This window comes from Serratia sp. JSRIV002, assembly GCF_019968725.1.
Taxonomy (GTDB): domain Bacteria; phylum Pseudomonadota; class Gammaproteobacteria; order Enterobacterales; family Enterobacteriaceae; genus Chania; species Chania fonticola_B.
Genome location: NZ_CP074143.1, coordinates 852,567 through 874,530 on the forward strand (window position 1 = coordinate 852,567; position 21,964 = coordinate 874,530).

Annotated in this window: 18 protein-coding genes and 1 other annotated feature; of the genes, 14 read left to right on the top strand and 4 right to left on the bottom strand. The window is 55.1% G+C overall.

Annotated features, from left to right (window positions below; genetic code table 11):
- Positions 1–72: 72 nt before the first annotated feature.
- The 4 genes from thrL to thrC all read left to right on the top strand — a co-directional run bounded on the left by thrL (position 73) and on the right by thrC (position 4,907).
- Positions 73–141, top strand: a complete 69-nt coding sequence (gene thrL / locus KGP26_RS03960; protein ID WP_071998276.1) for a thr operon leader peptide — start codon at positions 73–75, stop codon at positions 139–141.
- Positions 80–198: a sequence feature (Thr leader region), on the top strand. It overlaps the preceding gene by 62 nt.
- 25 nt (positions 199–223) lie before the next feature.
- Positions 224–2,683 carry a bifunctional aspartate kinase/homoserine dehydrogenase I gene (gene thrA, locus KGP26_RS03965; protein ID WP_059199704.1) on the top strand — a complete coding sequence of 820 codons (2,460 nt, stop codon included), beginning with the start codon at positions 224–226 and terminating at the stop codon, positions 2,681–2,683.
- A gap of 1 nt (position 2,684) precedes the next feature.
- The gene (gene thrB, locus KGP26_RS03970) at positions 2,685–3,614 is read left to right on the top strand and encodes a homoserine kinase (RefSeq protein WP_059199705.1); all 930 of its coding nucleotides are present in this window, start codon (positions 2,685–2,687) and stop codon (positions 3,612–3,614) included.
- Between the two features lie 3 nt (positions 3,615–3,617).
- On the top strand, positions 3,618–4,907 hold the full coding sequence (gene thrC, locus KGP26_RS03975) for a threonine synthase (RefSeq protein ID WP_094982169.1): 1,290 nt from the start codon (positions 3,618–3,620) through the stop codon (positions 4,905–4,907).
- Positions 4,908–4,950: 43 nt separating this feature from the next.
- Here thrC and yaaA read toward each other — a convergent pair whose 3' ends face one another.
- Positions 4,951–5,724, bottom strand: a complete 774-nt coding sequence (gene yaaA, locus KGP26_RS03980; protein WP_223665071.1) for a peroxide stress protein YaaA — start codon at positions 5,722–5,724, stop codon at positions 4,951–4,953.
- Between the two features lie 101 nt (positions 5,725–5,825).
- The gene (locus KGP26_RS03985; protein ID WP_223537405.1) at positions 5,826–7,259 is read right to left on the bottom strand and encodes a sodium:alanine symporter family protein; all 1,434 of its coding nucleotides are present in this window, start codon (positions 7,257–7,259) and stop codon (positions 5,826–5,828) included.
- A 377-nt stretch (positions 7,260–7,636) separates the two neighbouring features.
- On the opposite strand from KGP26_RS03985, the gene tal reads away from it, so the two are divergent.
- The 3 genes from tal to KGP26_RS04000 all read left to right on the top strand — a co-directional run bounded on the left by tal (position 7,637) and on the right by KGP26_RS04000 (position 10,736).
- Positions 7,637–8,590: a transaldolase gene (gene tal, locus KGP26_RS03990; protein WP_024483582.1), complete on the top strand. Its 954-nt coding sequence runs from the start codon at positions 7,637–7,639 to the stop codon at positions 8,588–8,590.
- 137 nt (positions 8,591–8,727) lie between these two features.
- Positions 8,728–9,315: a molybdopterin adenylyltransferase gene (gene mog, locus KGP26_RS03995; protein WP_223665072.1), complete on the top strand. Its 588-nt coding sequence runs from the start codon at positions 8,728–8,730 to the stop codon at positions 9,313–9,315.
- Between the two features lie 128 nt (positions 9,316–9,443).
- The gene (locus KGP26_RS04000) at positions 9,444–10,736 is read left to right on the top strand and encodes an MFS transporter (protein ID WP_179248457.1); all 1,293 of its coding nucleotides are present in this window, start codon (positions 9,444–9,446) and stop codon (positions 10,734–10,736) included.
- A 71-nt stretch (positions 10,737–10,807) separates the two neighbouring features.
- Here KGP26_RS04000 and satP read toward each other — a convergent pair whose 3' ends face one another.
- The gene (satP, locus tag KGP26_RS04005) at positions 10,808–11,407 is read right to left on the bottom strand and encodes an acetate uptake transporter (RefSeq protein WP_039995478.1); all 600 of its coding nucleotides are present in this window, start codon (positions 11,405–11,407) and stop codon (positions 10,808–10,810) included.
- 61 nt (positions 11,408–11,468) lie between these two features.
- Between satP and KGP26_RS04010 the strand changes: the two genes are divergently transcribed.
- The 5 genes from KGP26_RS04010 (at position 11,469) to nhaR (ending at position 17,409) form a co-directional block, all read left to right on the top strand.
- The gene (locus KGP26_RS04010; protein ID WP_166734064.1) at positions 11,469–11,639 is read left to right on the top strand and encodes a hypothetical protein; all 171 of its coding nucleotides are present in this window, start codon (positions 11,469–11,471) and stop codon (positions 11,637–11,639) included.
- Between the two features lie 91 nt (positions 11,640–11,730).
- On the top strand, positions 11,731–13,647 hold the full coding sequence (dnaK, locus tag KGP26_RS04015; RefSeq protein ID WP_021179252.1) for a molecular chaperone DnaK: 1,917 nt from the start codon (positions 11,731–11,733) through the stop codon (positions 13,645–13,647).
- A 105-nt stretch (positions 13,648–13,752) separates the two neighbouring features.
- Entirely contained in the window at positions 13,753–14,883 is a 1,131-nt protein-coding gene (dnaJ, locus tag KGP26_RS04020) for a molecular chaperone DnaJ (protein ID WP_021179253.1), read from the top strand.
- A 280-nt stretch (positions 14,884–15,163) separates the two neighbouring features.
- Positions 15,164–16,330, top strand: a complete 1,167-nt coding sequence (gene nhaA / locus KGP26_RS04025) for a Na+/H+ antiporter NhaA (protein ID WP_059199710.1) — start codon at positions 15,164–15,166, stop codon at positions 16,328–16,330.
- A 179-nt stretch (positions 16,331–16,509) separates the two neighbouring features.
- Positions 16,510–17,409 carry a transcriptional activator NhaR gene (gene nhaR, locus KGP26_RS04030; RefSeq protein ID WP_021179255.1) on the top strand — a complete coding sequence of 300 codons (900 nt, stop codon included), beginning with the start codon at positions 16,510–16,512 and terminating at the stop codon, positions 17,407–17,409.
- Between the two features lie 66 nt (positions 17,410–17,475).
- Here nhaR and rpsT read toward each other — a convergent pair whose 3' ends face one another.
- A complete protein-coding gene (gene rpsT / locus KGP26_RS04035) occupies positions 17,476–17,739 on the bottom strand; it encodes a 30S ribosomal protein S20 (protein ID WP_024527210.1) in 264 nt (87 codons plus the stop codon).
- Positions 17,740–18,174: 435 nt separating this feature from the next.
- On the opposite strand from rpsT, the gene ribF reads away from it, so the two are divergent.
- Both ribF and ileS read left to right on the top strand, forming a co-directional pair.
- Positions 18,175–19,113 carry a bifunctional riboflavin kinase/FAD synthetase gene (gene ribF, locus KGP26_RS04040; RefSeq protein ID WP_223665073.1) on the top strand — a complete coding sequence of 313 codons (939 nt, stop codon included), beginning with the start codon at positions 18,175–18,177 and terminating at the stop codon, positions 19,111–19,113.
- A 30-nt stretch (positions 19,114–19,143) separates the two neighbouring features.
- A complete protein-coding gene (gene ileS / locus KGP26_RS04045) occupies positions 19,144–21,960 on the top strand; it encodes an isoleucine--tRNA ligase (protein WP_094982166.1) in 2,817 nt (938 codons plus the stop codon).
- The last annotated feature ends 4 nt before the right edge of the window (positions 21,961–21,964 follow it).

The following is a 21,964-nucleotide window of genomic DNA, read 5'->3' on the forward strand; positions in this document are numbered from 1 at the left end:
TAATTTGACTTGGCCAGACGATTGCTTTAACCAATAGAGGGGACAGAGATTCTAATGAGACAGACAGACAAAATGCGAAACATCAGCCTGAATACGACAATTATTACCACCACCGATACCACAGGTAACGGGGCGGGCTGACGCGTACAGGAAACAGAAGAAAAAAGCCCGCACCTAACCAGTGCGGGCTTTTTTTTCGGCATAAATTCAGGAGATAACAGAAATGCGAGTGCTTAAATTTGGTGGAACCTCGGTAGCGAATGCGGAACGTTTTCTGCGCGTTGCCGATATCGTGGAGAACAATGCACGCCAAGGACAGGTAGCCACGGTATTGTCCGCACCGGCCAAGATCACCAATCATCTGGTGGCGATGATTGACAAAACGGTAGCCGGCCAGGATATTCTGCCAACCATGAGCGACGCCGAGCGCATCTTTGCCGACCTGCTCAGCGGTTTGGCCAAGGCGTTGCCAGGCTTTGAGTACGATCGCCTGAAGGCACTGGTCGAGCAGGAGTTCGCGCAGCTCAAACAGGTACTGCATGGCGTGGCGTTGTTGGGGCAGTGCCCGGATAGCGTCAATGCGGCTATCATCTGTCGGGGTGAAAAGCTTTCTATTGCCATCATGGAAGGCGTCTTCAAAGCCAAAGGTTATCCGGTTACTGTGATTAACCCGGTAGAGAAGCTGCTGGCTCAGGGCCACTATCTGGAATCGACCGTCGATATTGCCGAGTCCACCCTGCGTATCGCTGCTGCGGCCATTCCTTCAGACCATATCATCCTGATGGCGGGCTTTACTGCCGGTAACGACAAAGGCGAACTGGTCGTGCTGGGGCGTAACGGCTCCGATTATTCCGCCGCCGTGCTGGCCGCTTGCCTGCGAGCAGACTGTTGCGAGATCTGGACCGATGTGGACGGGGTTTATACCTGCGACCCGCGTACCGTACCGGATGCCCGATTATTGAAGTCGATGTCCTACCGGGAGGCGATGGAGCTCTCTTACTTCGGCGCCAAAGTTCTCCACCCGCGTACCATCACCCCGATTGCCCAGTTCCAAATCCCTTGCCTGATTAAAAACACCGCCAACCCGCAAGCTCCCGGCACCTTGATCGGTGGCGAAAGCGTGGCCGATGATACGCCGGTAAAGGGCATCACCAATCTAAACAATATGGCGATGATCAACGTGTCCGGCCCAGGTATGAAAGGCATGGTCGGCATGGCGGCCCGTGTGTTTGCCGTGATGTCACGCGCCGGGATCTCAGTGGTGTTGATCACCCAGTCCTCTTCCGAGTACAGCATCAGCTTCTGTGTGCCGCAGAGTGAGCTGCAACGCGCTCGTCGTGCCCTGGAAGACGAATTCTACCTGGAGTTGAAAGACGGCGTGCTGGAGCCGCTGGACGTGATGGAACGCCTGGCAATTATCTCGGTCGTTGGCGACGGTATGCGCACCCTGCGTGGCATCTCTGCACGCTTCTTCTCTGCTCTGGCGCGCGCCAACATCAATATCGTGGCGATCGCTCAAGGCTCTTCCGAACGTTCAATCTCCGTGGTGGTCGATAACGATTCCGCCACCACTGGAGTTCGCGTCAGCCATCAGATGCTGTTCAACACCGATCAGGTGATCGAAGTGTTTGTGATTGGCGTGGGTGGCGTTGGCGGGGCGCTCATCGAGCAGGTTTATCGTCAGCAACCTTGGCTGAAGCAAAAACACATCGATCTGCGCATCTGTGGCATTGCCAACTCAAGGGCGATGTTGACCAACGTGCACGGCATCTCGCTGGAAAGCTGGCGGGACGAACTGGCCGAAGCCAAAGAGCCTTTCAATCTGGGCCGCCTGATCCGCCTGGTGAAAGAGTGCCACCTGCTCAATCCGGTGATTGTCGACTGTACCTCCAGCCAGGCGGTGGCCGATCAGTATGCCGATTTCCTGGCCGACGGTTTCCACGTGGTAACGCCAAACAAGAAGGCCAACACCTCGTCGATGAATTATTACCAGCAACTGCGCACCGCAGCAGCCGGTTCTCGCCGCAAATTCCTGTATGACACTAACGTGGGGGCGGGCTTGCCGGTGATCGAAAACCTGCAGAACCTGCTCAATGCGGGCGATGAGCTGATGCGCTTCACCGGTATCCTGTCGGGGTCACTGTCCTTTATCTTCGGTAAGCTGGATGAGGGGATGTCGCTGTCGGAGGCCACCTTGCAGGCCAAGGCCTTGGGTTACACCGAGCCAGATCCGCGTGACGATCTTTCGGGGATGGATGTCGCTCGCAAGCTGCTGATCCTGGCGCGTGAAGCAGGCTATGCGCTTGAACTGAGCGATATTGAAGTCGAATCGGTGTTACCACCGTCGTTTGATGCCAGCGGCGATGTGGAGAACTTTATTGCCCGCCTGCCGGAGTTGGATGCCGAATTTAACCGCCGTGTGGCCGCTGCTGCCGCTGAAGGTAAAGTGTTGCGCTATGTGGGTGCTATCGAAGAAGGCCGCTGTCTGGTACGTATTGATGCGGTAGACGGCAACGATCCGTTGTATAAAGTGAAGAACGGTGAGAACGCTCTGGCCTTCTACAGCCGCTACTATCAACCATTGCCGCTGGTGCTGCGCGGTTATGGTGCCGGTAATGATGTGACGGCGGCCGGGGTATTTGCCGATCTGTTGCGCACACTGTCATGGAAGTTGGGAGTCTAATATGGTTAAGGTGTATGCACCGGCCTCAATTGGTAACGTCAGCGTCGGGTTCGATGTGCTGGGAGCTGCAGTTTCCCCTATCGACGGCACGCTGCTGGGGGATTGCGTCAGTGTAGAAGCGGCCAGCCGCTTCAGCCTGGAAAATGGCGGGCGCTTTGTCAGCAAGCTGCCGAGCGATCCTAAAGAGAACATTGTTTACCAGTGTTGGGAGCGTTTCTGCCAGGCGATTGGTCGTGAAGTGCCAGTAGCGATGCGGCTTGAGAAGAACATGCCGATCGGTTCCGGGCTGGGCTCCAGCGCTTGCTCGGTGGTGGCCGGTCTGATGGCGATGAACGAATTTTGCGATCGCCCGCTCAACGAGACGCAATTGCTGGCCCTGATGGGCGAACTGGAAGGGCGTATTTCCGGCAGCGTGCATTACGATAACGTTGCGCCGTGCTATCTGGGCGGCTTGCAGTTGATGCTGGAAGAAGAAGGGATCATCAGCCAGGAAGTGCCTGGCTTTAAAGACTGGCTGTGGGTGATGGCCTATCCGGGCATCAAAGTGTCCACCGCCGAGGCGCGCGCCATTTTGCCCGCGCAATACCGCCGCCAGGACTGTATCAGCCATGGTCGCTATCTGGCGGGCTTTATTCACGCTTGCCACACCCAGCAACCGCGTCTGGCGGCCAAGCTGATGCAGGATGTGATTGCCGAGCCTTATCGCACCCGCCTGTTGCCAGGCTTCGCCGAAGCGCGTAAAGCCTCACAGGAGATCGGTGCCTTGGCCTGTGGCATTTCCGGCTCCGGCCCGACGCTGTTTGCGGTCTGTGATGACGGCGCAACGGCGCAACGCATGGCCGATTGGCTGACCAACCATTACCTGCAAAACGACGAAGGTTTTGTTCATATTTGCCGCCTGGATACCGCTGGCGCTCGACTATTGGGATAACGCATGAAACTGTACAATCTGAAAGATCATAACGAACAGGTCAGCTTCGCGCAGGCTATCAAACAGGGCCTGGGTAAGCAGCAAGGGCTGTTTTTCCCGCTGGAACTGCCAGAATTCGAACTGACCGAGATTGATAAACTGCTGGAGATGGACTTTGTCGCTCGCAGCAGCAAGATCCTGTCCGCTTTTATTGGCGACGAGATCGGCGAAGAAGCGCTGTACAAGCGGGTGAAGGCCGCGTTTGAGTTCCCGGCCCCGGTGGCGCAGGTGGAGAGCGATGTCGCCTGTCTGGAGCTGTTCCACGGCCCGACGCTGGCGTTCAAAGACTTCGGCGGCCGCTTTATGGCGCAGATGCTGGCGGAAGTCGCGGGCGATCAGCCAGTAACCATCTTGACTGCAACCTCCGGTGATACCGGCGCTGCCGTTGCCCATGCCTTCTACGGCCTGAAAAACGTGCGCGTGGTGATCCTCTATCCACAGGGCAAGATCAGTTCGCTGCAGGAAAAGCTGTTCTGCACGTTGGGTGGCAATATCCACACCATTGCTATCGATGGCGACTTTGACGCTTGCCAGGCGTTGGTGAAGCAGGCGTTTGACGATCAGGAACTGAAAGAGGCCGTACACCTGAACTCGGCCAACTCGATCAATATCAGCCGCCTGCTGGCGCAAATCTGCTACTACTTTGAAGCGGTGGCGCAACTGCCGCAGGAAGCCCGCAATCAGTTGGTGATTTCCGTGCCAAGCGGCAACTTTGGCGACCTGACCGCCGGGCTGTTGGCGAAATCCCTGGGGCTGCCGGTGAAACGCTTTATCGCCGCCACCAACGCTAACGACACCGTGCCACGCTTCCTGACTACTGGCCAATGGCAGCCAAACGCCACCGTGGCGACGTTATCCAACGCGATGGACGTCAGCCAGCCTAACAACTGGCCGCGTGTGGAAGAGTTGTTCCGCCGTAAAATCTGGCAGTTGAAGGAGTTGGCTCATGGCGCGGTGAGTGATGAAACCACCAAAGAAACCATGAAAGAGTTGGCTGCCTTGGGCTACCTTTCAGAGCCTCATGCGGCGATCGCCTACCGCGTTCTACGTGATCAACTGCAAGCAGGGGAGTTTGGCCTGTTCCTGGGCACGGCACATCCGGCCAAGTTCAAGGAAAGCGTCGAAGAGATCCTTGGCCAGGAGTTACCGCTGCCACAGGCCTTGGCGGTGCGTGCACAGTTGCCGCTGTTGTCGCATAACATGGCGGCGGACTTTGCCGCGCTGCGTCAATTCATGATGACGTTGCCAGTCTGACAAAACCCGTTCCCTCTCCTTGTCGGGAGAGGGAACGGATTGCTCATTGCTCAGGGCGTTTGAATACCAGCTCATTACCCGCCGAAGCCGCTTCATCGAAGGCATACCCTTCCAGATTGAAATCAACCAGCTGTTCTCTACGACTCAAACGATTCTTGATGATAAAGCGGCTCATCAGCCCACGCGCTTTCTTGGCGTAGAAACTGATGACTTTGTACTTGCCGTTTTTCTCGTCCAGGAATACCGGTTTGATCAGTGAACCGTGCAGCTTGGCCGGTTTTACCGATTTGAAGTATTCATCCGAAGCCAGGTTCACCACTACATCATCGCCTTGTTGCTCCAGGGCCTGATTCAGTTTCTCGGTGATCCGATCGCCCCAGAAGCTGTACAAGTCTTTGCCCTTCGGGTTCTCCAGCTTGATCCCCATCTCCAGCCGGTAAGGCATCATCAGGTCCAGCGGACGCAGCACCCCGTACAGGCCAGAGAGCATCCGCAGATGCTGCTGTGCGAAGTCGAAATCCTCTTCGCTGAAGTCTTGCGCCTGTAAGCCGGTATAAACGTCGCCTTTAAACGCCAGCAGCGCCTGACGAGCATTGTCCGGGGTGAAGTCAGGCTGCCATTCGCCAAAGCGTGCGGCATTCAGGCCCGCGAGCTTATCGCTGATGCTCATCAGGCCGGAAATTTGCGCCGGGGTCAGCTTACGGCAGAGTTTGATCAGCTTTTGCGACTGATCCAACAATTCGGGCTGGGTAAAGCGTTCGGTGGCTAACGGGCTTGCATAATCCAGGGTTTTGGCAGGTGAAATAATAATGAGCATGGTCACATCCTGTTTATCAACATGTGGCTACTGTAGCAAAAAGCGCGCAAGACCAGGAGGTATGGCTGTGATAGGGCGCACTTTACGCACGCCCTGCAGGATTAACGCTGCCTGGTCGGCTTCCAGATCCCCGGTTCGAGTTGAGATCCCAGCTCCGGGTAGTGGTTGATGTCAAAGGTGGGCAGCTTGCCGAGTGAACGCTGGTGGTTGTAATCCTTGGCCAATGTGAAGGCCACGTCGGACAGTAACAAGATAGCGGTCAGATTGGTGATCGCCATCAGTGCCATCGAGATGTCCGCCATTTTCCACACCGTGGATAATTCTGCCATCGAACCAAACATCACCATGCCCAAGGCAAAGCAGCGGAAAATCGTCAGCTTGGTCGGATGGTGGTGCTTGAGGAAGATCAGGTTGTTCTCGGCATAGGCATAATTGGCAATGATAGAGGTAAAGGCAAACAGGAAAACGGCGATCGCGACAAAGGGCGCGCCCCAGGAACCGACGGCGCTGGCCATGGCCCGCTGGGTCAGATCGATACCGCTGATGTCGGACGGGGGATTATCCAGTGCACCAGAGGCCAAAATAATCGCCGCCGTTGCGCTGCAAATGACGATGGTATCGACAAATGCGCCAAGCATTTGCACATAGCCCTGCGAGGCAGGGTGTGGCGGATAAGGAGTCGCGGAAGCGGCCACGTTGGGGGCAGACCCCATCCCGCCTTCGTTAGAAAACAGCCCGCGTTGTATACCTTGCGTCATGGCCTGGGAGATCCCGTAGCCCAGGGTGCCGGCAGCAACTTCCTGCAGGCCAAAAGCGCTTTTGAAGATCAACGCCAGGATGGCAGGCATATGCTCAATATTCAGGCCGATGATCCACAGCGCCAGCAGCAGGTAAGCCAAGGCCATAAACGGCACGATTTTTTCTGCGACGCGGGCGATGGAACGAATACCGCCGAAGATCACCATGGCACTCAGGACCACCAACACTATGCCGGCGTACATGGGGTCGATGTTGAAGGCTACGGCACTGGCCAGGGCGATGGAGTTGGCCTGTACCGCATTGAACACCAGACCGAAAGCGATCAGCAGGAAAATGGAGAACATCACACCCATCCAGCGCATTCCCAAGCCTTTTTCCATATAGTAGGCCGGGCCGCCACGGTAGTGGCCGTTATCGTCTTTGGTTTTGTAAAGCTGCGCCAGGGTGCTCTCAATGAAAGAGGTCGCCATGCCGATAAACGCGATCACCCACATCCAGAAGATGGCACCGGGGCCGCCAGCCGTAAGCGCTATCGCCACGCCGGTAAGGTTGTTGGTGCCGACACGAGCGGCAAGTGAAGTACATAGCGCCTGGAAAGATGAAATGCCCGCACCGTCGCTTTTGGTGCTGTTCTTCAGCACGGAAAACATATGGCTGAAATGACGAATTTGAATAAAGCGGGTACGCAAGGTGAAGTAGATGCCGGCACCCAACAGCAAATAGATCAGTACTGAACCCCACAAGATGTTATTGATAAAGTTAATCAGATCCGTCACATGTTTCTCCTTGTTAAGATTACTGCTCCTCAGGTTCTTCGACTCCGGTGCGGAAAACTTGAGTCAGTTCTCGACAAGAACTTGGCTAAAATCATCCCATTGACGGGAATTACAGCCTTCTTTTGGGTTTTTCGATGAATAAAACAGCTGCGGGAATTTAACATAATTTCCTGGGGGGATAGCGCGTTAATGCCGTGGCATTGCTTCGGTAATGGCGAATTATCGGTGCGTAACCGGTTGCTCGCACAAGGATAAAACAACCGCCGCCAGCGCGTGATTTTCCTGCCTTGCGCCGGGCTACGTGCATGTTATTATCAGGACAAGGCATGGTTGAACGATGCCAAAAGTTCATGCACAAACGATGAGATAATGCCAACATGACCGATAAATTAACGTCCCTACGCCAGCTGACTACGGTAGTTGCGGATACGGGTGATATCGCTGCAATGAAGCTATATCAACCTCAAGATGCCACCACCAACCCTTCGCTGATCCTCAATGCAGCGCAAATTCCTGAATACCGCAAACTGATCGATGAAGCCATTGCCTGGGCACGTGAGCAGAGCAGCGATCGCGATCAGCAGGTTGCCGATGCCGCAGACAAGCTGGCCGTCAACATTGGTCTGGAGATCCTGAAACTGGTCCCGGGCCGCATTTCCACCGAAGTGGACGCGCGTCTGTCTTATGATACCGAAGCCAGCGTTGCCAAAGCCAAGCGCCTGATCAAACTGTATAACGAAGCGGGCATCAGCAACGATCGCATCCTGATCAAACTGGCCTCCACCTGGCAGGGCATCCGTGCCGCCGAGCGCCTGGAAAAAGAAGGCATCAACTGTAACCTGACGCTGCTGTTCTCCTTCGCTCAGGCGCGTGCCTGCGCCGAAGCTGGCGTGTACCTGATCTCGCCGTTCGTTGGCCGTATTCTTGACTGGTACAAAGCCAATGGCGACAAGAAAGAGTTCGCTCCGCACGAAGATCCGGGCGTGGTTTCAGTGTCTGAAATTTATCAGTATTACAAGCAGCACGGCTATGAAACCGTGGTGATGGGTGCCAGCTTCCGTAACGTCGGTGAAATCATCGAACTGGCGGGCTGCGATCGTCTGACCATCGCACCTGCACTGCTGAAAGAGCTGGCAGAGAGCGAAGGTGCACTGGAGCGTAAACTGTCTTATACCGGCGAAGTGAAAGCGCGTCCGGCACCGCTGACCGAGCCTGAGTTCTACTGGCAGCACAACCAGGATCCAATGGCGGTTGAGAAACTGACCGACGGTATCCGCAAGTTTGCCGTAGACCAGGGCAAGCTGGAAAAAATGATCGCCGATCTGCTGTAACAGCGGCAATCAATCAGCGCAGAAGGTGGCCTCGGCCACCTTTTTTTATACCTGAATATCCACCTCATTGAGCAAACACCCTATACTCCCGTGATGAATCTCCCTTGGGTAACCGGGGCATAAAACAGAGGTAAAACATGGATACATTACGCATTGGTTTGGTTTCTATTTCGGACCGCGCTTCAGGGGGCGTTTATCAGGATAAAGGGATCCCGGCGCTGGAAGAGTGGCTGGGCAGCGCTTTGGCGACGCCGTTCACCCTGGAAACCCGGCTGATCCCCGACGAGCAGACGCTGATTGAGCATACCCTGTGTGAGCTGGTTGATGAAATGGGCTGCCATCTGGTGTTGACTACCGGCGGCACCGGCCCGTCCCGGCGTGACGTGACTCCCGATGCTACCCTGGCAATTGCCGATCGGGTCATGCCGGGTTTTGGCGAGCAAATGCGCCAAATCAGCCTACACTATGTGCCAACGGCAATTCTTTCACGTCAGGTTGGGGCGATCCGTAAACAGGCGTTGATCATCAACCTGCCGGGGCAACCCAAATCGATTAAAGAAACGCTGGAAGGGGTGAAGGACGAGGCAGGCAAGGTGGTGGTGCACGGTATTTTTGCCAGCGTGCCTTATTGCATCCAACTGCTCGAAGGCCCCTATATAGAGACCCACGAGGCCGTGGTAGCAGCATTTCGTCCCAAGAATGCGCGGCGCGAGATAAATCTCTAAATTTCAGCAATCTGCGGGATAACCTTCAGCGCATCTGGTGTGAAAGTATTTTGCCGTTATAGTAAGAAACTTTTTACAGTTAGCCATTATGCTTTCTGTGTCTTTCCTGTTTCCTCTAACGGTATCTTATGCATCACGATAATAATCGCCGGCTCAACCGGCAAGATTATAAAACTCTGACGTTGGCTGCTCTGGGCGGTGCGTTGGAGTTTTATGACTTCATCATTTTTGTTTTCTTTGCTGCGGTAATGGGCGACCTGTTCTTCCCGGCGGATATGCCTGAGTGGCTGCGCCAGGTGCAGACCTTTGGTATCTTTGCTGCGGGCTACCTGGCTCGGCCATTGGGCGGCATTATCATGGCGCACTTTGGCGATCTGGTGGGCCGTAAAAAGATGTTCAGCCTGAGCATCCTGCTGATGGCGTTACCGACGCTGGCGATGGGGATGCTGCCCACCTACGCCAGTATCGGTATTGCCGCACCGTTGCTGCTGCTGTTGATGCGGGTTCTGCAAGGCGCGGCGATCGGGGGTGAAGTCCCTGGTGCCTGGGTATTTGTGGCGGAGCATGTGCCGCGCAAACGCGTTGGTTTTGCCTGTGGCACGCTCACCGCTGGCCTGACGGCCGGTATCCTGCTCGGCTCGCTGGTGGCCACCATCATCAATACCACGCTCAGTCAACAGGCCATTCATGACGGTGGCTGGCGTATTCCGTTCTTCCTGGGCGGTATCTTTGGCCTGTTCGCCATGTATCTGCGCCGCTGGTTGCAGGAAACCCCAATCTTTATCGAGATGCAGGCGCGTAAGGCGCTGGCAGAAGAGCTGCCGCTGAAATCGGTGGTGATGAATCATCGCAAAGAGATCGCGGTCTCGATGCTGCTGACCTGGCTGTTGTCGGCAGGCATTGTGGTGGTGATCCTGATGACGCCAACCTACCTGCAAAAACAGTTTGCCATAGCCCCGGCGCTGTCATTGCAGGCCAACAGCATCGCCATCATCATGCTGTTTGCTGGCTGTATCGTCTCTGGTTCGGCGGCGGACCGCTTTGGCGCCAGCAAAACCTTTATCGTCGGCAGTGTGCTGTTGGCAGGGTGCAGTTGGCTGTTCTATCAGTCGGTGGCAACACATCCAGAAATGCTGTTCGCCACCTACGCGCTGGTTGGCTTCAGTGTGGGGATCGTCGGTGCGGTGCCTTACGTGTTGGTGCGGGCTTTCCCGGCGGAAGTGCGATTTAGCGGGATTTCGTTCTCCTACAACGTGGCATACGCGATTTTTGGGGGTTTAACCCCGGTATTTGTCACGCTGATCATGAAGTTAACCCCGTTAGCGCCCGCTTACTATATGCTGGCGTTATCGACGCTCGGCCTATTACTCGGGATCTACCTGCGTCGCGACCTGAACAGTGAAAAAACAGTCTTGAACTAAGCGATTTTCGCCCAATAAAAAACCCTGCGATTAAACACCGCAGGGTTTTTTTATATCACGTTAGTACGGATTTATGCGGTAACAGCAGCGGGTGTTGCCTGCTGAGCTTCCACCGGGCCGATTGGCAGTACGGTGCGGCCCAACTGTTCGTTGATCACCTCTGCCATTGCCAGATAGATCGCGCTGGCACCACAGATAATGCCTTCGTAACCGGCGAACGTCAGGATCGCGTGGTTACCGGTAATGTTGCCGACGGCCAGCAGTGCGAACAGCACGGTCAGGCTGGCAAACACAAACTGCAACCCACGGTTGGTACGCAGCGTGCCGAAGAACATGAACAGGGTGAAGACGCCCCACAGTGCAAGGTAGATGCCGAGGACGTTCGCGTCGGTCGGTTCTGCCAGGCCCATGCGTGGCAGCAGCAGGATGCCTACCAGGCTCAGCCAGAAGCAGCCGTAAGAGGTGAAGGCGGTCAAGCCGAAGGTGTTGCCTTTCTTGAACTCAAGAATACCGGCAAAAATCTGAGCCATGCCACCGAAGAAAATCCCCATACTGATGATGACGGAAGTCAGTGGGAAAAAGCCCGCGTTGTGCAGGTTCAGCAAGACGGTAGTCATCCCGAAGCCCATCAGACCCAGGGGGCCGGGATTTGCCAACTTGTTGGAGTGCATATGTCCTCTGCGATAACAGAATTGTAACGAAAATGGATAGGTAATTTAATAATTGGTCTGAATGGCCGAAAAACCCATAACTTCCATCAGAGCGCGCGGCATCATAATGATCCCCACGCCAGGAAACAATGATCTGGCTGCGGATAAAAACGAAATTTTTTTTGCCCTGCCCCTTGATGCTGGTGTGGATGGCCCCATCTTATTGGCAACCGCAGTTGCTGACCGCGGGTAACACTGAGATGCCGGGCAGTTGAAAAGCAAAAAAACGCCCGCATATAGTTAGCAACCTGACCGATTATGAATTTATTAGTGGAGATGTTTAGATGGGCAAAATTATTGGTATCGACCTGGGTACAACCAACTCTTGTGTAGCAATTATGGATGGTGGCAAGGCGCGCGTGCTGGAGAATGCCGAAGGCGATCGCACCACTCCTTCAATCATCGCATATACCCAGGATGGTGAAATTCTGGTTGGCCAGCCTGCTAAGCGTCAGGCTGTTACTAACCCACAGAACACCCTGTTTGCGATCAAGCGCCTGATTGGCCGTCGCTTCCAGGATGAAGAAGCACAGCGTGACAAGGCTATCATGCCTTACAGCATCGTTGCTGCCGATAACGGTGACGCCTGGCTGGAAGTGAAGGGCCAGAGAATGGCACCACCGCAGATCTCTGCGGAAGTCCTGAAGAAAATGAAGAAAACGGCGGAAGATTACCTGGGTGAGCCGGTAACTGAAGCGGTTATCACCGTTCCTGCCTACTTCAACGATGCTCAGCGTCAGGCGACCAAAGATGCTGGCCGTATCGCAGGTCTGGAAGTGAAACGTATCATCAACGAACCTACTGCTGCGGCCCTGGCTTATGGCCTGGACAAAGAAGTGGGCAACCGTACCATCGCGGTTTATGACTTGGGTGGTGGTACTTTCGATATCTCAATCATTGAGATCGACGACGTTGACGGTGAAAAAACCTTCGAAGTTCTGGCGACCAACGGTGATACCCACCTGGGTGGTGAAGACTTCGACAGCCGCCTGATCAACTATCTGGTGGAAGAGTTCAAGAAAGAGCAGGGCATGGATCTGCGCAACGATCCGTTGGCGATGCAGCGTCTGAAAGAAGCCGCTGAAAAAGCCAAGATCGAGCTGTCCTCCGCTCAGCAGACCGACGTCAACCTGCCGTACATCACTGCAGATGGCAGCGGTCCAAAACACATGAACATCAAAGTGACCCGTGCAAAACTCGAGTCGCTGGTAGAAGATCTGGTTGCTCGCTCTATCGAGCCGCTGAAAGTGGCACTGAAAGATGCAGGCCTGTCGGTTTCTGACATTCAGGACGTGATCCTGGTCGGTGGCCAGACCCGTATGCCTATGGTTCAGAAGAAAGTTGCTGATTTCTTCGGTAAAGAACCACGTAAAGACGTTAACCCGGACGAAGCGGTAGCCGTTGGTGCTGCGGTTCAGGGCGGTGTGTTGGCCGGTGATGTGAAAGACGTATTGCTGCTGGACGTTACCCCACTGTCACTGGGTATCGAAACCATGGGCAGCGTGATGACGCCGCTGATCACCAAAAATACCACTATCCCGACCAAGCACAGCCAGGTGTTCTCTACTGCCGAAGACAACCAGGCAGCGGTGACCATCCATGTGCTGCAGGGTGAGCGTAAACGTGCCAATGACAACAAGTCACTGGGCCAGTTCAACCTGGACGGCATCCAGCCGGCACCACGCGGTATGGCACAGATCGAAGTCACCTTCGATATCGATGCCGACGGTATTCTGCACGTGTCTGCGAAAGACAAGAACACCGGCCGTGAGCAGAAGATCACCATCAAGGCGTCTTCTGGTCTGAACGAAGAAGAAATCCAGAAAATGGTACGCGATGCCGAAGTGAACGCTGAAGCTGACCGTAAGTTCGAAGAACTGGTGCAAACTCGTAACCAGGCGGATCACCTGATCCACGGTACCCGTAAGCAGTTGGAAGAAGCGGGTGAGCAATTGCCAGCTGAAGACAAAACCGCTATCGAGAGCGCGCTGAAAGATCTGGAAGCTGCGGTGAAAGGCGAAGATAAAGCCGAAATCGAAGCGAAAACCCAGGCTCTGGTGCAGGTTTCCGGCAAGCTGATGGAAATGGCCCAGGCGCAAGCGCAGCAGGCACAGGGTGCTGATGCCGGTGCAGACAACGCGGCGCAGAAAGATGACGACGTGGTTGACGCCGAGTTTGAAGAAGTTAAAGACAAAAAATAATCGCCCTTAAGCGGGCACGGTGCGGCCACAGGCTGTAACCGGAAACCAGCACGGGCGTCGAGGCAACTCTACGCCCGTGCACGCATGTTAAGGGTAAGAGAAATAATGGCGAAGAGAGATTATTACGAGGTGCTCGGCGTTGCCAAGACGGCAGACGAGCGCGAAATCAAAAAGGCGTATAAGCGCCTGGCGATGAAGTATCACCCTGATCGTAATCAGGAAAAAGACGCCGAAAGCCAGTTTAAAGAGGTCAAGGAAGCCTACGAGGTCCTGACCGACGATCAAAAACGTGCTGCCTACGATCAATACGGCCATGCGGCCTTTGAGCAAGGTGGTATGGGCGGTGGTGGTGGCTTTGGTGGCGGCGGTGCCGACTTCAGCGATATCTTTGGCGACGTGTTTGGCGATATCTTTGGCGGCGGACGCCGTCAACGTGCCAGCCGTGGATCCGATTTGCGTTACAACATGGATCTGACGCTCGAAGAAGCCGTGCGTGGCGTGACCAAAGAGATCCGTATTCCAACGCTGGAAGAGTGTGATGTCTGCCATGGCAACGGTGCCAAGCCGGGCAGTTCGCCGGCAACCTGTCCGACCTGTCATGGTCAGGGTCAGGTGCAGATGCGCCAAGGGTTCTTCACCGTGCAGCAGGCTTGTCCGCACTGCCACGGGCGTGGTCAGATCATCAAGGATCCGTGCAACAAATGTCACGGCCATGGTCGCGTAGAGAAATCCAAAACCCTGTCGGTGAAAATCCCGGCGGGCGTAGATACTGGCGACCGCATCCGCCTGGCGGGTGAAGGTGAAGCTGGCGAACACGGCGCGCCAGCAGGCGATCTGTACGTTCAGGTTCAGGTGAGTGCTCACCCGATCTTCGAACGTGAAGGCAATAATCTCTACTGCGAAGTGCCGATCAACTTTGCTATGGCTGCCTTGGGTGGCGAGATTGAAGTGCCAACGCTGGATGGCCGCGTCAAGCTGAAAGTCCCGGCGGAAACTCAGACCGGCAAACTGTTCCGCATGCGTGGCAAAGGGGTGAAATCGGTACGGGGTGGCAGCCAGGGTGACCTGCTGTGCCGCGTGGTGGTAGAAACGCCGGTGAGTCTGAACGAGAAGCAGAAGCAACTGCTCAAAGAGTTGGAAGAGAGCCTGGGTGGCCCTTCTGGGGATAAAAACAGCCCGCGTTCGAAAAGCTTCTTCGACGGCGTGAAAAAGTTTTTTGACGACCTGACTCGTTAATCAACGTTTTCCACGCATCAACCCTCAAACCCCGGTTTAAGCAAACCGGGGTTTTTTTTATCTTTGCTGTATGAAAGTCCCTATTAAAAGTGTGATATATAGCGCGAATAAGTCGGTTTTTACGAGTTGTTTTGCATTTATAAACTGATTTTTTCGAGGTGATTCCTCGACTATACTCGTTTCATTGTCTGGAAACCGGGGCGCTTTGCCCCCATTATCTATGCCCTATGGATTTCGAGTCGCAGCTTGAAAGACGACGGGCATTTTGGAGCGACTTACTGTGACTACTATTATTCGTCAATTTCTGCGTCAAGAAGCCGCTGGGGGCATTATTCTGATCGCTGCCGCCGTGGTGGCTTTGATCATGGCTAATACCCCCGTACAGGGGCTGTATCAGGCCTTCCTTAACTTACCCGTGGCGGTCAGCATCGCCTCGCTGGACATTGCCAAACCGCTGCTGCTGTGGATTAACGACGGTTTAATGGCCATCTTCTTCCTGGTGGTGGGGCTTGAAGTCAAACGTGAACTGCTGCAAGGTTCCCTGGCTGGGCGTGAGAAGGCCATCTTCCCGGCGATTGCCGCGTTAGGCGGCATGCTGGCTCCGGCGCTGATCTATCTGCTGTTCAACGGTGCCGATGAAGTAACCCGCCAGGGTTGGGCGATCCCGGCGGCAACGGATATTGCCTTTGCCTTGGGCGTGATGGCCTTACTGGGCAACCGGGTGCCGACCAGCCTGAAAGTATTCTTGCTGGCCTTGGCGATTATCGATGACCTTGGGGTCATCATCATTATCGCGTTGTTCTACACCCATCAGGTCTCGATGGTGGCGCTGGGCGTTGCGGCTGCGGCGATCGTGGTATTGGCGCTAATGAACTGGCGGGGAGTGGGTAAAACCTCGCTGTATATGATGGTCGGATTGGTGCTGTGGGTTGCGATCCTCAAGTCGGGTGTTCACGCTACGCTGGCAGGGGTGATTGTCGGCTTTATGATCCCGCTGAACGCCAAGAGTGAGCCTTCGCCCTCCGAAACCCTGGAGCATGAGCTGCACCCATGGGTCGCCTTCCTGATCCTGCCGCTGTTTGCCTTTGCCAACGCGGGTGTCTCGTTGCAAGGGGTGTCCTTGAGCGGGTTGACTTCACTGTTGCCGCTGGGGATTGCTGCCGGGCTGTTTATCGGCAAGCCGCTGGGGATTTTCGTCTTCTGCTGGCTGGCGGTGAAACTGGGGATTGCCCGTTTGCCGCAGGATATCGGCTTTAAACAAGTGTTTGCCGTGGCCGTGCTCTGTGGTATTGGTTTCACCATGTCGATTTTTATTGCCTCATTGGCCTTCGCCGAGGCGGATGTGGCTCTCAGTACCTATGCCAAATTAGGCATACTATTGGGATCGACCAGCGCTGCGGTAGTGGGTTACGGCCTGCTGCGTTTGAGTTTGCCCCGCAGCCGATGACCTTTGTGTTTACCCCTCGTTGCTGAAGGGCTATTACAATAGTAGCGGCAGCGTGGCTTCGTCAGCCACGCTGCACTTGGGATTAAAGATAACTTTGCGTTGTCCGAAATTAACGATAGGGAGTTTGTCGCTCATCACGGCAGACCGTTTGCCGATGAGAAACCTAAGGAGAGAACGTTTTGAGAATGTCTCACATCAACTTTAACCATCTGTATTACTTCTGGCAGGTCTGCAAGGAGGGGTCGGTCGTGGGAGCGGCGGAAGCCCTGTTCCTCACGCCGCAGACCATCACTGGCCAAATCAAGGCACTGGAAGAACGGCTCAACGGTAAGCTGTTCAAACGCCAGGGGCGTGGGCTGGTCCCCTCCGAGCTAGGCCAACTGGTGTTCCGCTATGCCGACAAGATGTTTATGCTCAGCCAGGAAATGCTGGATATCGTCAACTACCGCAAGGAGTCCAACCTGCTGTTTGACGTGGGCGTAGCGGATGCGCTATCCAAACGTCTGGTCAGCCAGGTGTTGGAAACTGCGGTGGTAGTGGACAATGAGCAAATCCACCTGCGCTGTTTTGAATCAACCCATGAGATGCTGCTTGAGCAACTGAGCCAGCATAAACTGGATATGATCCTGTCGGATTGCCCGGTCGACTCCAGCCAGCAGGAAGGCTTGTTTTCGCTTAAGCTGGGGGAGTGTGGGGTCAGCTTCTTCTGTCGTCAGCCGATACCCGATTTACCGTTTCCGGCCTGTCTGGAACAGCGCCGCTTGTTGATCCCGGGAAGGCGTTCAATGCTGGGGCGCAAGCTGCTTAACTGGTTCAACACGCAAGGTATCAAGGTTGAGATACTGGGGGAGTTTGACGATGCAGCCCTGATGAAGGCTTTCGGCCTGTACCACAATGCGATCTTCGTGGCGCCAACGCTGTATGCGCTGGATACCTATAGCGATGATGACGTGGTGGAGATCGGCCGTGTCGATAGCGTGCAGGAAGAGTATTACATCATTTTTGCCGAGCGAATGATCCAGCATCCGGCGGTACAGCGGGTATGCAACAAGGACTTCTCGGCGCTGTTCGCGCTGTAGGCTTGAACGCCAGGCGTAAAAAAACCGGCCGAAGCCGGTTTTTTTAACAAGCACACAACGTAATGCTTATTGCATTGCGTTGATACGCGCCGTCAGGTTTGACTTATGACGCGCTGCTTTGTTTTTGTGGATCAGGCCTTTAGCTGCCTGGCGATCCACAAGTGGTTGCATTACGAGGAATGCTTTTTGTGCTGCGTCTTTGTCGCCAGCTGCGATAGCTGCGTCAACCTTCTTAATGAAGGTACGCACCATTGAGCGACGGCTAGCGTTATGCTTGCGACGTTTCTCAGACTGTATGGCGCGTTTCTTAGCTGATTTGATATTAGCCAAGGTCCAACTCCCAAATATATATATTGAGGACAATTCAAAGGCCGAGGAATATGCCCTTTTAGCCTTCGTTTGTCAATGGATTTGTGCAAATAAGCGCCGTTTGTACGGGCGGCACTTGCTACGTTGTGATGGCGCAGGATTTTACCAGCTTCAGCCATGGGAATACAGTGTTTCACGAGAAAAATCGCCATGTGATTTGCATCACAGTCTGCAAGCTGTTGGTCCTGGTGGGTTATCCCCCGTCTTTCAAGCGTCGGCCAGAAGCCAAGCTCGCTATCAGCGCGCTAATATAGCACGCATTGGGCCAGATAAACGGTGGTTAAGGCGATTATCCTCCGGTATGGTATGACTATTACATCAAAGGAACCAATCGCGGGTTAACCTTGACCGCTGTACAAGGTATAATCCGCCGATTTCCACTGTGTTGGGCCAGCTATGCAGCTAATTCGCGGCATCCATAATATCCGGGCACGCCACCGTGGCTGTGTGCTCACCATCGGCAATTTTGACGGCGTCCATCGCGGTCATAAGGCGCTATTGGGGCAGTTGAAGCAGGAAGGACGGCGTCTGGGGTTACCGGTCATCGTCATGATCTTTGAGCCGCAGCCGCTGGAACTGTTTGCCGCGGATAAGGCTCCGGCCCGCCTCACGCGCTTGCGTGACAAAGCCAAATACCTGGCGCAGGCCGGGGTTGATTACCTGTTGTGTGTCAAGTTTGATCCCCGCTTTGCCGCCCATACCGCTCAGGCATTCGTTGCCGAGCTGCTGGTCGAAAAGCTGGGGGTAAAATTCCTGATGGTGGGGGATGATTTCCGCTTTGGTGCTGGTCGCCAGGGGAATTTCCCGCTGTTAGAGCTTGCCGGGCAAGAATTCGGCTTTGAGGTGGTCAGCACGCCAAGCTTCCGTGAAGGCGATCTGCGTATCAGCAGCACCGCCATCCGCAATGCGTTGCGTGATGATGATTTGCCGCTGGCAGAAACCCTGCTGGGGCATCCTTACAGTATTTCCGGGCGCGTAGTGCATGGCGATGAACTGGGGCGAACCATTGGTTTCCCAACCGCCAACCTGCCGCTCAAACGCCTGGTTGCCCCGGTGAAAGGGGTATATGCCGTCGATGTTTATGGCCTGGGCCCCGAGCCTTTGCCGGGCGTGGCCAATATTGGCACTCGCCCAACGGTGGCAGGTGTACGTCAGCAGTTGGAAGTGCATCTGCTGGATGTAACCATGGATCTTTACGGGCGCCACCTTGATGTGGTGCTGCGCGCAAAATTGCGCAATGAACAGCGTTTTGCTTCGCTCGATGCGCTAAAGCAGCAAATCGCCAATGATGTGGTGACGGCCCGGACGTTCTTCGGGCTACAGACACCGGCTTAATCTACGAACCGAAACGAGATCGAGAATCTAATGAGTGACTACAAGAATACCCTGAACTTGCCGGAAACAGGGTTCCCGATGCGTGGCGATCTCGCCAAGCGTGAACCTGGCATGCTCGCACGTTGGTATGAACAGGATCTGTACGGGATCATTCGTGCCGCCAAAAAGGGCAAGAAATCCTTCATTCTGCATGACGGCCCTCCGTATGCGAATGGCAGCATTCACATTGGTCACTCGGTAAACAAGATCCTCAAAGACATTATTATCAAGTCAAAAGGGATGGCTGGCTTTGATTCGCCTTATGTTCCAGGCTGGGACTGCCACGGTCTGCCTATCGAACTGAAGGTTGAGCAACTGTATGGCAAACCGGGTGAGAAACTGACACCGGCAGAGTTCCGCCAGAAATGCCGTGAATATGCTGCCGAGCAGGTAGAAGGCCAGAAGAAAGACTTTATCCGTCTGGGGGTGCTGGGCGACTGGGATCATCCGTACCTGACCATGAATTTTAAAACCGAAGCCAACATCATCCGTGCGTTGGGCAAGATCATCAGTAATGGTCATCTGCTCAAAGGCGCCAAGCCGGTGCACTGGTGTACGGACTGCGGTTCTTCCCTGGCGGAAGCAGAAGTTGAATATTACGACAAAACCTCGCCATCCATCGACGTCGCGTTCCATGCGGTTGATGCGGCGGCGGTGGCCAGCAAGTTTGGTGTAACCAACGTGAATGGCCCGGTGTCACTGGTGATCTGGACGACCACACCGTGGACGCTGCCTGCCAACCGTGCGATCTCGCTGAATGCAGAGTTCAGCTACCATCTGGTACAGGTTGAAGGTCAATGCCTGATCCTGGCCGCGGACCTGGTAGAAAGCGTGATGAAGCGTGCAGGCATTACCCATTGGGAAGTGCTGGGCAGCTGCAAGGGCAGCGATCTGGAACTGATGCGCTTTACCCATCCGTTTATGGGCTTTGACGTGCCGGCGATCCTGGGCGATCACGTTACGCTGGATGCCGGTACCGGTGCCGTACATACCGCTCCTGGTCACGGCCCGGATGACTTCATCATCGGCCAGAAATACGGCCTGGAAGTTGCCAACCCGGTTGGTCCGAACGGCTGCTACCTGACCGGCACCTATCCAACGCTGGATGGTAAATTCGTGTTCAAGGCCAACGATCTGATCGTTGAGCTGCTGCGTGAGAAAGGCGCTCTGCTGCACGTGGAAAAACTGCAACACAGCTACCCGTGCTGCTGGCGCCACAAAACGCCGATCATTTTCCGTGCCACGCCGCAATGGTTTATCAGCATGGATCAAAAGGGCCTGCGCAAGCAGTCACTGGAAGAGATCAAGGGCGTGCAGTGGATCCCGGATTGGGGCCAGGCGCGTATCGAAACCATGGTGGCTAACCGTCCAGACTGGTGTATCTCACGTCAGCGTACCTGGGGCGTTCCAATGTCCCTGTTCGTGCATAAAGACACCGAGCAGCTTCACCCACGCAGCGTAGAGCTGATGGAAGAAGTGGCCAAGCGTGTTGAGCAAGATGGGATCCAGGCCTGGTGGGATCTGGACGCTGCCGATATCCTCGGCGCCGAAGCGGCCGATTATGTGAAAGTGCCCGATACGCTGGACGTTTGGTTCGACTCGGGTTCAACCCATTCTTCTGTGGTTGACGTGCGTCCAGAATTCAACGGCCACTCTGCCGACATGTATCTGGAAGGTTCTGACCAACATCGTGGCTGGTTCATGTCATCGCTGATGATTTCGACCGCCATGAAGGGTAAGGCTCCTTACAAAGAAGTGCTGACCCATGGCTTTACCGTCGATGGTCAGGGCCGCAAAATGTCCAAGTCAATCGGCAACACCGTCAGCCCGCAGGACGTGATGAACAAGCTGGGTGGCGACATTCTGCGCCTGTGGGTTGCTTCTACCGACTACACCGGCGAGATTGCGGTTTCCGACGAAATCCTCAAGCGTGCTGCCGATTCTTATCGCCGCATCCGTAATACCGCGCGTTTCCTGCTGGCCAACCTGAACGGGTTTGATCCAAGCACTGACTGCGTGGCACCGGAAGAGATGGTGGTACTGGATCGCTGGGCTGTAGGCCGTGCAATGGCCGCACAGCAGGATATCGAGCAGGCCTATGCCAACTACGATTTCCACGAAGTGGTGCAGCGCCTGATGCAGTTCTGCTCGGTGGAAATGGGGTCCTTCTATCTGGATATCATTAAAGACCGTCAGTACACCGCGAAAAGCGACAGCGTTGCCCGCCGCAGCTGCCAGACCGCTCTGTTCCACATTGCAGAAGCGCTGGTACGTTGGATGGCGCCGATCATGTCGTTTACCGCCGATGAAATCTGGGCCTTCCTGCCAGGCAAACGCGCGCAGTACGTGTTTACCGAAGAGTGGTATGACGGTCTGTTCGGGCTGGCGGCAGGCGAAGGCATGAACGATGCGTTCTGGGCCGATCTGCTGAAAGTGCGTGGCGAAGTGAACAAGGTGCTGGAACAGGCACGTGCGGACAAGCACATTGGCGGTTCGTTGGAGGCGGCGGTTACGCTGTATGCCGATAGCGATCTGGCAGCACGCCTGAACAGCCTGCAGGACGAACTGCGCTTTGTGTTGCTGACCTCATCGGCCAGCGTAGCACCGTTTGCCGATGCTCCTGCCGATGCGCAGCAAAGTGAACTGTTGAAAGGGCTGAAAATTGCATTCAGCAAAGCGGATGGTGAGAAGTGCCCGCGCTGCTGGCATTACACCACCGATGTCGGCCAGGTAGCGGAGCACGCAGAACTTTGCGGCCGCTGTGTGACCAACGTAGCCGGTGACGGCGAAAAACGTAACTTTGCCTGAGATC